This window comes from Flavobacterium sp. ZT3R18 (genome assembly GCF_007097385.1).
Taxonomy (GTDB): Bacteria; Bacteroidota; Bacteroidia; order Flavobacteriales; family Flavobacteriaceae; genus Flavobacterium.
The window spans coordinates 46,294-59,911 of sequence record NZ_VJZS01000012.1 but is presented as its reverse complement, the minus strand read 5'-3'; the positions used below and the strand labels follow the sequence as shown (position 1 = coordinate 59,911).

11 protein-coding genes are annotated in these 13,618 nt (G+C 33.4%); all 11 read right to left on the bottom strand.

Translation table 11 applies throughout. From position 1 onward, the window contains the following. Nucleotides 1–18: 18 nt before the first annotated feature. Complete coding sequence (locus tag FNW52_RS13305; protein WP_143377938.1) at nt 19–1,068, bottom strand: GNAT family N-acetyltransferase; 1,050 nt, start codon at nt 1,066–1,068, stop codon at nt 19–21. After that, entirely contained in the window at nt 1,058–2,080 is a 1,023-nt protein-coding gene (locus tag FNW52_RS13300) for a hypothetical protein (RefSeq protein ID WP_143377937.1), read from the bottom strand. Before FNW52_RS13300 ends, FNW52_RS13305 begins: the two co-directional genes overlap by 11 nt. Nucleotides 2,081–2,083: 3 nt before the next feature. After that, nucleotides 2,084–3,241, bottom strand: coding sequence for a UDP-N-acetylglucosamine 2-epimerase (gene neuC / locus FNW52_RS13295; protein WP_185965980.1), 1,158 nt, complete (start codon nt 3,239–3,241; stop codon nt 2,084–2,086). Beyond that, the gene (neuB, locus tag FNW52_RS13290; RefSeq protein ID WP_143377935.1) at nt 3,234–4,256 is read right to left on the bottom strand and encodes an N-acetylneuraminate synthase; all 1,023 of its coding nucleotides are present in this window, start codon (nt 4,254–4,256) and stop codon (nt 3,234–3,236) included. Before neuB ends, neuC begins: the two co-directional genes overlap by 8 nt. Before the next feature lie 10 nt (nt 4,257–4,266). After that, nucleotides 4,267–5,409 carry a LegC family aminotransferase gene (locus FNW52_RS13285; protein ID WP_143377934.1) on the bottom strand — a complete coding sequence of 381 codons (1,143 nt, stop codon included), beginning with the start codon at nt 5,407–5,409 and terminating at the stop codon, nt 4,267–4,269. 2 nt (nt 5,410–5,411) lie between these two features. Beyond that, the gene (locus tag FNW52_RS13280) at nt 5,412–6,599 is read right to left on the bottom strand and encodes a UDP-N-acetylglucosamine 4,6-dehydratase (protein ID WP_143377933.1); all 1,188 of its coding nucleotides are present in this window, start codon (nt 6,597–6,599) and stop codon (nt 5,412–5,414) included. 40 nt (nt 6,600–6,639) lie between these two features. Then, nucleotides 6,640–7,713, bottom strand: coding sequence for a Wzz/FepE/Etk N-terminal domain-containing protein (locus tag FNW52_RS13275; protein WP_143377932.1), 1,074 nt, complete (start codon nt 7,711–7,713; stop codon nt 6,640–6,642). A gap of 130 nt (nt 7,714–7,843) precedes the next feature. Then, the gene (locus FNW52_RS13270) at nt 7,844–10,291 is read right to left on the bottom strand and encodes an SLBB domain-containing protein (RefSeq protein WP_143377931.1); all 2,448 of its coding nucleotides are present in this window, start codon (nt 10,289–10,291) and stop codon (nt 7,844–7,846) included. Between the two features lie 332 nt (nt 10,292–10,623). Continuing rightward, nucleotides 10,624–11,088: a UpxY family transcription antiterminator gene (locus FNW52_RS13265; protein WP_143377930.1), complete on the bottom strand. Its 465-nt coding sequence runs from the start codon at nt 11,086–11,088 to the stop codon at nt 10,624–10,626. 81 nt (nt 11,089–11,169) lie between these two features. After that, a complete protein-coding gene (gene rfbB, locus FNW52_RS13260; RefSeq protein ID WP_143377929.1) occupies nt 11,170–12,216 on the bottom strand; it encodes a dTDP-glucose 4,6-dehydratase in 1,047 nt (348 codons plus the stop codon). 75 nt (nt 12,217–12,291) lie between these two features. Beyond that, a complete protein-coding gene (locus FNW52_RS13255; RefSeq protein WP_185965979.1) occupies nt 12,292–13,575 on the bottom strand; it encodes a nucleotide sugar dehydrogenase in 1,284 nt (427 codons plus the stop codon). Nucleotides 13,576–13,618 lie beyond the last annotated feature (43 nt).

The window sequence follows — 13,618 nt, the reverse complement described above, 5'->3', positions numbered from 1 at the left end:
AGTCTATAAAAAAAACACTTACCTATAAAACTGCAATATGTGTTTTCTCTTCTCATAATCTTCTTGTCCATGAACTGAAATCCATGAATTGACAATATCCTTATAAATTTCATGATTGAATATACGTTTACCAATATAGAAATCATTTTTAGATTTAGAAAAATTTGATTTAAATTTAAACAAAGGATCATTTAAATCATTTGTTAAACCACCGCCTAAATTTATTGTGTTTATATTTTTATCCTGAAGCCATTCCACTGTCTTTGACAATAAAAAATTTGTAGCGGGCACCTTTGAGTGTTCTAAATTTCTAGCAGACAAATAATAGGTTGCTATATTTCCACTGATTAAGAATAAAGAATAACAATAACTTACCCCTTCTTTCTCTACCCTAGTAAGTATTATTTTTCCTCCTAAATTATCAAAAAGTTCCTTTATCAATTTTTTATCAAAAAAATAAAAAGAACCAGCCCCAACATTATTCATAGTTAAATAATACATCTCGACAAACTCATTTAAGTCGTCTTTCTCTCTAGTTACGAAATAATTATATCCTTCTTTTTCAAGTTTTCGTATTACGTTCCTATTTGTTCCTGAATATTCTTTTGTCCAAATGTCTTCCCAAGATTGATCGATATCCAAGGTTACAATTGTTCTATTTTGAAAATTTGTTATTCCTTGGCTAAACTTTAGATTTTCATTATATAAAAAATGATACCTAACAAATTCTGTTACGCAGTTTTTAGACATAAATTCATTGAAAAGAATTTCGGCTTCAACAAAAAAATTTGGATTGGAACAATAAGGCCCACAATATCCATAAGGAGAAGAAATATCGAAAAAATTGTTTAATTCTGCCTTTTCAAAACCAAGTTTTATGTATGGATAAATAAAAATATCTTCGTTTTTTTGAGCTATAAAAATTTCATACTCCCCTTTTTGAATATTAGCATCTATTTCAAGGAATTCCGGGTAATAATAAATATCTAAATCAAGATTTAATGCTTCTAATAAATCAAAATAGACTGCTATATTTAATTTGTTTATAATTGAATATTTATCTTGCATAAAACATGTTTATTGCATTCCCTATTCTATCTAAATCACTAAATCCATATCTATGGTCAATATGAATCGATAAACTATTTTTTGTTTCATTTGAATTCGCATCTAACCAATGTATAGCAGTAAAAATTTTTTTGTTAGCTAAAAACTTTTTTAATTCGTCACGCTTATCACACTTAATCATAAAATACATATATTCCCCTTTAATAATCTGTATAGGTACTATTGAATTTAATTTAGCTTTCAAATAATTATAATTTGAAATTCGCCTTTTTAAAATATCATCAAATTTAATCCTTGTTAACCTATGTATCTCACTTGGATTTGCACTTTGAATTGTGGTTGTAAATAATTCGTCATTTGCTCTCTTAAATAAATTAAGATATTCTATTTCAAAGGCACTATTATTTGATTTAAAGAAAGCTGTTTTAATTAATTCTGCTTTCTTCTTGAACTCAAAATAAGAGGAATTTGACATCTTATCAACTTTCGTAGAAGTATCGACGTAAGCAACCGCAATTTCTAGATTGCAAAATTTACGCAAACTATTAATTGCATAGTCTGATCTAGACTTTTTAATATCAAAAGGGGCTTGCACGAAATCTTCAACAACAAAGGAATCTTTGCCAAAATTAAATTTGGATATTTCACTAAAGCAATTATAATGGAGTAATAAAATACAATTTAAGATACCAATAGTACTATTGATTTGCTCAGTAGAATTATATTTAAAAACACCTACAATTTTAACATCGAGAATTTTCAATTTAGATCGTAGCCTTTCTATTGTTTCCATACAATAATTCTCAGGAATCCATAAATGAAGATCCTTTTGAACTTTACATTTTTCAGAAATAATATATGCTAAAGCATCGGTTCCTGTCTCAAAAAAAACTCTTTTTTTTTCATTCAGTGACTCTGGAAAATAATCATATAGCATTTGATTATCTTCCATAATGAATTTATCCAAATCATGAGATGCATACTCACCTCCAATATATTTGTCTAAAACCATGATTTAAAAAATATCTTTTTTTACCAATAAATTATTTGATGGTAACGCTTTCAAAAAGTTTATAATTTTAACACATGCTGTCCCATCACCATATATATTAGGTTTATTGTGAAAAACCGACTTAAATTCATCTGAAACGCCAAACTTAATGGTACTTAATATTTCATTTATATCAATTCCACAATTAATTACATTCACATTTGATAATCTTCCTTTTTGTCTATTCCCGACGTTGATTACTGGTAAATTAAACGATTGAGCTTCAACTAATCCACTCGAAGAGTTTCCAATCATAATATCCGCATATTTTAATAAAGAATAATATCGTTTTTGCCCCAAACTTTGAACAAAGACAACACCACTGTTTTCAGAAGCAAATTTTTCAATCACTCCGTTAATTTCTCTACCCCCATTATCAAAATTAGAAGCCGTAATTAAAACTTGAAATTCATTATAACAACTGATTTCCCTAAGAAGACTTTCAACAAAATCACCATCAATCAGATTGTCAATTGTTTGAGGATGAAAAGTACAACAAATTGTTTTCTTATTTAATGACAAACCTAAGTCCTCAAACAAATCATCTTTTTCAATAAAATCCATATTTAAGATTTCATCTAGACCTGGTTCTCCTGAAGTACAAATCCTCCATTCTTCTTCTCCCATTTTTAAAATATTCTTTTTATAAATATCTGTAGCGGGAAAATGCAAATGAGCCATTTTAGTCAACGCATGTCTAATTTGATTATCGATAGCTCCTTCGGTTGTTTCTCCACCAGAAATGTGAGCAATAGGAATATTATAAAGTAATGCTGAAGAAGCAACAGGTATAAGCTCATATCTATCTCCTAAAACAAATATTAAATCTGGCCGGTTAAAATAAAAATACTTGCCAATTTGTTCTTGCAAATTAGATAAAGAACTTGTAGAAAAATCGTCATGGTTATTGATATCTAAAAAATCAAATGTTTCAGATATTTTAAATCCATCCGCTATAATTTGATTAATAGTTTCCCCGTATTCCTTTATTAAATGTGCTCCTCCTACAAGTAAATCAAGTGAAAAATCCAAGTCCTTGTCAATTGCTCGAATTAATGGGCTTAACAAACCGTATTCAGACCTAATAGAGGTAAAAACAGCAATGTTTTTTATTTTATTCAAAATTCAAATCGTTTAGTTTTAGCACTTCCCCTTCTTCAATTTCTTTATTAGCAGTTTTGCCAATAACGAAATCATAATCCTGAGCACTTAATGCACTTACTGGTCTTTTCATTATCAAATGTTCATCAGTAATGATTTCTCCCGAACTAATAGTTCTATTCAAATAAATTCCTTTTTGAACAATTTTTTTGGTTTCAATTTCAGAATTATGAGCTTTTTTTAATCCATCCCCACTAATTGCTTTCTCAATATTCCTTATCTGTAATACCATCTCTTTCAACTCTTCAGGTTCAAGGGAAGCTTTATGGTCTGGTCCAGGTAAATTTTTATCTAATGTATAATGCTTTTCTATCACAGTTGCTCCAAGCGCAACAGCTGCTAGAGAAACTTCAACACCTTCTGTGTGATCAGAATATCCCACAGCTGTATTAAATACTTTAGCAAGAGTACCCATTACTTTTAAATTAACAGACTCTAGAGAAGCTGGGTAATTTGAAGTACAATGCAAAATTGTAACTGATGGGGCACCAGATTCTATTAGAGCATAATATGCTTTTTCTACTTCACCAATCGAAGACATTCCTGTAGAGAGAATAATTGGTTTTTTTTTCTGTCCAAAACGTCTTAAAAACGGGATGTTTGTAACCTCTCCTGAACCGATTTTAAGAATAGGAAGCTGTAATTCATCTGCTAAGAAATCTAAACTTTTATAATCATCTGGAGTTGAAAGAAACTTAACTCCTTTGGATTCTGAATAAACTTTAAGCACTTTGAAATCCTCGAAAGATAATTCTAATCTTTTAAGCATTTCAAATTGAGTAGTATCTGAACCATCATTGTTTTTTTGATAATCTGCTTTGGCAGCTGATTTATCAACAATATCTTCAGTTATCCACGTCTGAAATTTTACATAATCTACATTAGCCTCAGAGGCCACATCAATTAATTTTTTTGCTAAATTAATATCTCCATTGTGATTAACTCCAGCTTCTGCAATAATAATTACTTTACTCATTATTTATTCTTTATCTAACACTACTTGGTATATTAACAATTCGTTCTTCTAAAAATTCAGCATTGATCTGCCCGTCTTTCTGACAATGAGCATACATCGGCAAACGATACATCAATTGCCATATTGGTCGGGTCATCACTCCGTTCACATTGGTTGTTTCCAGAAACAAATCACGTTCAGCTTTATTTTCCAACTCCACACACATCAACCAATAGTTTGCTTTGGTCTCAGGCGTTTCAGTTCTGAATTTTATCCCATTAGTCGCAAAGAATGATTGGTACTCTTTGGCTAATTTTCTTTTATTATCTAAAAAACCATCCAACTGTTCCAATTGGGCACATGCCAAAGCAGCATTCAAGTTGGGCATTCTGAAGTTATAACCCATTTCATCATGCACATATTCATATGGATGTGGAATTTTGGCTGTAGTGGTTAGGTATTTTCCTTTCTCCCCTATTGAAATGTCGTTGGTAACTATGGCACCACCACCACCACAGGTCACTATTTTATTTCCGTTAAATGAAAAAACACCTACTTTCCCTAAACTCCCTGTTGGTTTTCCTTTGTACTCACTGCCTAATGATTCTGCAGCATCCTCTACCACTGGGATTTTCCAAGCATTACAGACGCTAATCAGTTCGTCTAAATGCACTGGAAATCCAAAAGTGTGCATCGGTACACAGGCACTTATTTTTTTGCCTGTCTTTCTATTATAGCAACCGTCCTCACGCAAATCACCAAATTCTTCTAAAAATGAAGCAACCGCCTTAGGAGACAATCCCATCGTGTCTAAATCAACATCTAAAAAAACAGGGATTGCATTTTGATACGCTATAGCATTGGCAGTAGCTACAAAAGTCAGTGCTTGTGTCAATACTTCATCCCCCGCTTTCACACCCACTAACCGCAATGCCACTTGAATACCCGCAGTACCATTAACAACAGCAACTGCTTTTTGAGTTTGGGTAATGCCTTGCATCATCAATTCAAATTGATCCACATAAGCCCCTACAGAGGACACAAAAGTAGAATCAATAGTTTCTAATAAGTAATTTTTTTCGTTACCCCCAAAATGAGGAACGTGCAACGGAATAAAACTTTCCGTTTTAAACTGTGCTTTTATAAAGGATATAACCGAATTAATATCTGCCATAATTACATTTTTGAATCTAAATATTTACCGGTTTCTTTATGTCCAAAATTTGGAATCATTACATGAAACAAAGCGACAATTTCCTCTTTATCCCATTTTTCATCTGTTTTCATCTGAGCAATTTTAGCGGTAAAATTTTCTAATTTAGATGGATCAAAGTTAGCTTCATTTTTAATAACCCCCAAGTTTTCGAAACGTTGCATATCCAAAACCTCGCTATCAGTAAAAAACTCCTCAAAATCTTTTTCTCCTGTAGTATCACTGGCTGTAAACAAACACGGCCATTTTTTTTGGACTAGCAAAGCCTCAACATTATCTCTGGCTTCTTCTTCATTTTCACACAAATAGGGTTCGTATCCAATTTCAGCCAAGTATTTAACGGCTATGTCTGCAAAAGAGATCAAATGCAAGTTCTCACTCAATTTAGGAAAGAAAATATCTCTATTTTCCCCGAATATACAGGACATCAAACATAATTCTCCCGATTCTTTTGGAGTTACAAAATAACGTTTAATATCATTGGGAGCCACTATAGGCTGTTTTTTTAAAATACGTTGGTTGAAGCCATGTAATAAAGACCCATCCGAAAAGGCCACATTGGCAAAACGGGCGGTGGAAATTTTTATCTGTTGACTTTTACGCATCAAATACATTTCCATGATACGCTTGGAAGCTCCCATCATGTTTACCGGATTAGCCGCTTTGTCTGTTGAAACACAAAAATATTTCTTGGTTCCGTTTTCTATCGATTGTTGTAAAGTTTTCTCGGTATTGAAAACATTCACATCAATCATTCTCATCAATGTAAACGGATCTTTTTCGCTACGAACGTGTTTTAGAGCCGAAAGATTTAAAACATAATCATATTTTCCGTCCGAATTGATAAATGCATCATATTCAACAGATCCGATATCCAAGGCGAAAGTTTGAAAGTCCCCGTCGATATACCCGTAAGAACTTCTCAAGTCACGAACCAGTTCCACCATATTATTTTCGCTGATATCAACAACATGTAACTTTGATGGATTGCGTTTAAAAATTTCTTTGGTTACCGCTTGACCTATTGACCCAGCACCACCTATTACCAAAAAAGAAGAACTACCAACAATTTTAGAAAGTTCATTTTCATACTTTAAAATATCTTTTTCAAATATTTCTGAATCTCGGCCAATTAATTTAAGGATATTCATTTGGTGTCTTAATTGAAGAATAATTTATTATTTAAAAAAATTATTGAATTATTGATTTTAATAACCGCTTTACTATCAAAAACAGTACTGTTAAAAACCCGAACAAAAATCCACCTATCATTAATCCTTTGGCTTTACCAAAACGCTCTTTAGGTAAAGGTAAAATAGGGCGATCAATTACTTGTATTAACGGTGTTTCTTTGCGTAATGTCACTTTAGCCAATTCGCTTTGTTTGACCAACTCTGTTAATATGGCCGTATTGGCTTGTACATCTATCTGTCTGCGGGCTGAAGGGGCACGTCTTACATTCATAGCGGGATTCAGTCCAAAAGTATTATCATTGGCAACTGCTACTCCTGTAATAGCTCCGTTAAGTTCTCTGCGAATAGAATCTCTTTGCTTTTCTAAAATAGCCATATTCATTCTGGCTTTTTTACTTTTGGTATCTACATAAAATTTACTTACTTGTTTAGCAAGTGCTTCGCAAAAATATTTAGAGAACAATTCGTTTGTCGATGCAACATCCACACTTATAATGGCAATTTTTTTATCCTTTTGTGCAACACTCAATGCTTCTTTGGATAAACTTCCATACATCACTCCCATAATACTATCATGTATGCGTGTAAAATATTTGCGTTTGGCATTAGGTAAAAAATGTATATTCTTATATTTTGGATTGTCTTTCCAATCGTTTCTCCATTTGTTATTCTCGATATACATCTCAGCCAAAGAAATTACTTTTCCATTTACTGTAACAGGAGTCAATAATGTCTGTTCTACCATTAAACGAGACTTAAATAGCTCTGTCAAATTGGATCCTGTAAATATACTACCGCCTCCGCCTCCGCCAAGGTCTAATCCTAATGAACTCGCCAATCCAAGCGCACTTCCTAAACCGCCACCACTACCTTTCTCATCTTCTAAAGCAAACGATAATGTTGCGGTATAAACGGGCTTTTTAATAAAGGAGTAGGTCAATCCCAAAGCAGCTCCTATAATTCCTGCTATTACAATGATTTTCCATTGTGACAGCAAATAGGCATACCATTCCTTGGCTTTCTCTAATAACTCTTTTAAAGATATTTCGTCGTTGGGTATTTGTTCGTTCATTTAATTCGGTATTCAATTATTTGTTGTGTATTTTCTGTAGTCTTAAATCAACTTATTTTGTTTATTTTTCAATCATTTGTTATCTAAATTCAGCTTTAACATTATTGAATTCTGTATTATGAGAACCCAGTTATTTAAAAGCGGTAATAATTAACAATGCCATACTGGTAATGACACTACCAATACTTACCCATTCTCCCGTTGTTAATTTTTTAGTAAGAGGTTTTTCAGGAACAACAATCTGAGAACCTGGGGTAACTTTTGGATACGTCCTAAAAAACAAAAATCTCGATTTGGAAACAGCAGCTCTACCATTAGGATAAATGACAAATGCTTTTTTCTTCCAACCTTTAGCATTCACACCTCCTACAGCATTCAAATAATAACTAAAACCCCTTCCGCTTGCATAAGGAATTTCCGACGTTAAAAGCACGCTACCCACAACCTTAACTGTTTCTTTAAAGAATGAAACCTCAATTTCATCACCGGGTAACAAAACGATATTGCTACTATTATTTGGATTTTTAAGCACTTTTTCCCAATTTACAGGGATTGTAGAATACTTTATATCCTCCTTTAATTTCCGTGCCAATTTGTTTTGAATCGTATCTTTACTATCCGCATTTACATTTTGCAATTCATCAATTTGATCTGCTGATATAGGTCTCATAATTTTAACACCTCCTAAAGTAGCGTTTGCTGTTAATCCCCCTGCCCTATTGATAACATCAAATATTTTTTCTTTCTTATGGGCTAAAACATATTTTCCGGGATAGGCTACAGCACCGCTTATTACTACCATTTCTGGTTTTGAAAAAACAGACATCCTTCTAACATTTACAACATCAAATGGTTTTAATACAAAGTTTTTTAGCTGTTCATTATTATCAGAAGCAATTTCTATATTAAATAATTCAACTTTATTTGGGTTGTTCACATCGATTTCTTCGGCTTTTATCATTCGTGCTATTTCCACTCTCTTGGAAGCCGACCCTTTTAACCCCCCTGATTCTATTAATAAATCATTCAAAGTTAGGTTTTCATGGTATTCATAAACACCTGGAGTTTTTACTTCTCCATCGATAGTAACTTTATATTCTTCCTTGAAATCCAAAATAGAATATACCATTACTTTATCTTCTTTACGCAAGGTAATATTAGCATTCATGTCCCCCAACAAAGCTTTTTCTAGATTTACATTTACAACTTCCGTTGTCAAATCCGACTTTAATCTCACTATGATAGCTCTGTTTTTATAGGCATCTTCTTTTAATCCTTCGGCTTGTGCCACTAAATCAGAAATACGCATCCCCTCATAAAAAGAATAGGTGTCTGGCCTAAAAACAGCACCTGCAATTACGATACGGTTTTCAAATCGGTTTAAGATTTTGGAAACTTTATAGACATCTCCATTTAACGGAATATAACTGCTAAATTTTGATGCTTGAATATCTGCGACTTTATACTCTTTTCCTGTTTTTTGCAATACATTTACTGAAGCTGTGTAAGCAAACTCATTAAATCCTGAAGTAAAAGTTAATAAATCTGAAAAACGCTCTCCTTTTTTTATTTCAAAAATCCCAGGTCGTTTTACCTCTCCTTCTACCGTAACTCTATTAGTGTACGCTGGAATCCGAATAACATCATTATCCTTTAAACCAACATTATCCGATTGATTACCACTCACTAGAAAACGATAAATATCAATAATCTTATAAACCTTATTATTTCTTATTAACTCAATATTTCTATAACTCTCATTTTTTGAGGGACCTCCACATAGAAACAAAGCATTATACACTGTTGCAAGTGATGAAATGGAATAGTTACCAGGAAGTCTACTTCCTATGATAGTTACTTTTATAGTTCTAATTCGGCTTAAACTTACCTCTACTTTTGATTGTCCTGAACGTACTGTACTATAAACACGAGCTATAGCTCCTTTTATTTTTTGAGTAGCTGCTTCAATTGTCAGTCCAGACACCTGTATATTACCAACATTTTGTATTGATACTATACCTTCTCTAGAAACCGTTATTTTATCCTCAAACACTTGAACTCCAAAAACACTGATTTGCAATTCATCTGCAGGTCCCAAAATGTAATTTACAGGAGTAGCCAATTTTAAATTAGGTTCGAAATTTAAAGTGGGATTATCAAACAACTCAGAGCCAAAAACAAGTAAATTAAGTGTGTCTTTGAATTTCTTATTTTTGAATTTCTCTTGTTTAAGTTCGGAATCTTCACCATTTCCCTCTTCATATTCAAAATCTTCTTTCTTGACTTTTTTCTTTGTCGTCGTTTTTTCCGAATCACTGGACGAAGGCATCGCCAAACGCTTTTTTAATTTGGCAAACTCCGAAGCACTCATTCCTTTGGCCAAGGCCATTGGCTCAGCTTGGTCAACAGTCAAATTATTACTTTGCAACTGTGTTTTTATTTTAAAAATTTCAGCATCGGTTAAATAATCAACTCTTACAGTACTTAAATCACTCCCTTTTAGAATATCCTGAGCCATCAAAGAGCTCGTTTGAAAAAGGGCTATAAAAAGGACAATTGCTGTAATTATTTTTTTCATATTCTATTTAATTTTTCGCTTGAATTAAAACAAGCTATTTAATATTTTTTTTAATAAACACTAGACATCTACACTCTTCTATTTTACAAGAAAAAGAGACCCCTTTACACGGCTTCGCCGCAGTGAGTCCCAATATTAGGTCACCGTATTATTAAGAGTTTGCAAATTTACATTAAAAAAAAAGATTTTACCTTCTTTTTAAACTCCTGATTTAGCGTTTTCAGAGCTAGCTCTTTTAAAGAAAAACAACAGCAAAAAAACATTGAAAACCAACACCTTAAGCCTAAAACAAGACGCTCTTTTGCTTTTTTTACTTAACAAAAAAAAATAAATTATTTTTTTTCCACTCTAAGAATACATCCTAAAGATTCTAAAACCAATACATAATGATGGTGTTTTACCTCTTGCACAATAGCAGATTGCGCTGCAAAAGGACCCGATTCTAACACGACCTTATCTCCTTTTTGCCAAGTGTCTGCACTAACTTCATAAGTATCTGGTGCACTCAACCAATCTTGAATGATTTGGATCTCTGTTTCTTTTACTACGGCGGGTTTCCCTAGCCAAAACAAATACCGAATGGCACCAGGAATTTCAAAAATAGCATTGCGCTCCTTTTCATTGAGCTGAACAAAAATATAGGAATTAAACAATGGCAGCTCCACCTTTTTTTTGCGATCAGACCATTGACTCACTTTAGTTATCAAAGGACAATACGCTATAACACCTATTTCGTTCAACCGCTCTGCGACTTTCTTTTCCCACTTAGGTTTGGTGTAAACTACGTACCAGTTCATTTTTTAATTTACTATTAATTATCTAGTATCTACATTCAAAAATTAGCCCCGAAATTATCGGGGCTAAAATCTAAAATTCCTCTATGAATACTGTTTTTCATAATACGAAGCATACGCCCCAGAAGTCACATTATTTAACCAATCTTGATTATTCAAATACCAATCGATAGTGATTTCCAATCCTTGTTCGAAAGTTACCGATGGCTTCCAACCCAATTGGGTATTTATTTTTGAGGCATCAATGGCATAACGCAAATCATGGCCTGGCCTGTCTTTTACGTAAGTAATTAACTGTGCTGATTCTCCTGCTGTTCTACCTAGTTTTTGGTCCATAAGTTGACACAATGCTTTAACCAAATCAATGTTTTTCCACTCATTAAACCCGCCAATATTGTACGTCTCGTGATTTTTTCCATCGTGAAAAACCAAGTCGATAGCCACCGCATGGTCTTTTACAAACAGCCAATCTCTGGTGTAGTTTCCATCTCCGTAAACCGGTAATGGTTTATTATTGATGATATTATTGATAAACAACGGGATCAATTTCTCTGGAAAATGATAAGGACCATAATTATTGGAACAATTGGTTATTACATACGGCAATCCGTAAGTTTCCCCATAAGCACGAACGAAGTGATCCGAACTTGCTTTAGAAGCCGAATACGGTGAATTAGGATCATAAGCAGTAGTTTCTGTAAACAAGCCTTCGGCTCCTAGTGATCCGTAAACCTCATCGGTACTCACATGGTAAAAACGTTTACCCTCAAAGTTCCCCAACCATTGCTTTTTGGCAGCGTTCAATAAATTCATAGTTCCAATCACGTTGGTTTTCACAAAAGCCAAAGGATCTTCAATAGAACGATCGACATGCGATTCGGCAGCTAGATGAATGACTCCATCAAACTGTTGCTCTTGAAACAACGTATTTATAAAACTTTCATCTGTAATATCTCCTTTTACAAAAGTGTAATTCGACTCATTTTCAATATCCTTAATATTTTCTAAATTCCCTGCATACGTCAAGGCATCCAAATTAAAAACTTGGTACTCTGGATAGTTTTTTACAAATCGTCTTACGACATGTGAACCAATAAACCCCGCTCCTCCTGTAATAAGTATCTTTTTCATTTTTTTTAGTTTTATATTTTCTATTGACTGAAATCTACCGTCTATTTTCTATTCTCTATTTTCTATTTGACATTGTCAAAGTTTTCCATCAACACCTTCTGTCAAAACTCCTTTCACATCATACAAAACACTACAGTTTTTTCGTAGTGAATTAATGTCTAAATCCAAAAATTCGGCATGAGCCACGCCTAAAACTACAGCATCAAAAGTATTATTTGGAGCCTTATTTACCATTTTTAAACCATATTCGTGTTCCACCTCAGAAGGATTGGCCCAAGGGTCAAAAATAGTCACTTGAATCCCATAATCTTCTAATGCTTTTATCACATCCACGATTTTGGTATTGCGAACATCAGGACAATTCTCTTTAAACGTAATACCCAACATCAACAAGTTAGCCCCATTGATAGTCACTCCTTTTTTGATCATTAGTTTCACTACTTGCGAAGCCACATATTCGCCCATACTGTCATTCAAACGACGACCGGCCAATATTATTTCAGGGTGATAGCCTTTTTCTTGGGCTTTCTGAGCTAAATAATATGGATCTACTCCTATACAATGTCCACCAACCAAGCCCGGCTTGAAGGGTAAAAAATTCCACTTGGTTCCCGCCGCTTTAAGCACAGCAGCAGTATCAATATCTAAAAGATTAAAGATTTTGGCTAATTCATTTACAAAAGCAATATTGATATCTCGTTGTGAATTTTCGATTACCTTGGCAGCCTCAGCCACTTTTATAGAAGGAGCGAGATGTGTCCCCGCAATGATAACCGATTGGTACAATTCGTTTACTTTTTGACCAATTTCAGGAGTGGATCCCGAAGTTATTTTTAAAATTTTCTCAACCGTATGTTCTTTATCGCCTGGGTTAATACGTTCTGGAGAATACCCCGCAAAGAAATCGACATTAAATTTCAATCCCGAAACTTTTTCTAAAACAGGTACACATTCCTCTTCGGTAACTCCTGGATATACTGTAGATTCATAAATAACGACATCTCCTTTTTTTAAAACAGAACCAACGGTTTCACTTGATTTAAACAAAGGCGTTAAATCGGGACGGTTATTTTTGTCAACTGGAGTAGGAACCGTAACAATAAAATAATTACAATTGGCTATGTCTGCTATTAACGAAGTACAATACAACCCTTTTTCAGTACTTGATTTTTGAACTAACACTTTTTGTAAAGTTACTGCATCAACCTCTAGCGTACTATCCATACCAGATTGTAGCGCTTCAACTCTTGGCACATTGATATCAAATCCTACAACCGAAAATTGGGTAGCAAACAATCGAGCCAAAGGCAAACCAACATAACCCAAACCTATTACTGCAATTTTTATGTCTCTATTCAATTTCTTAAACTATTGTTGGATTTAAAAGCTTTATTTATAAAAA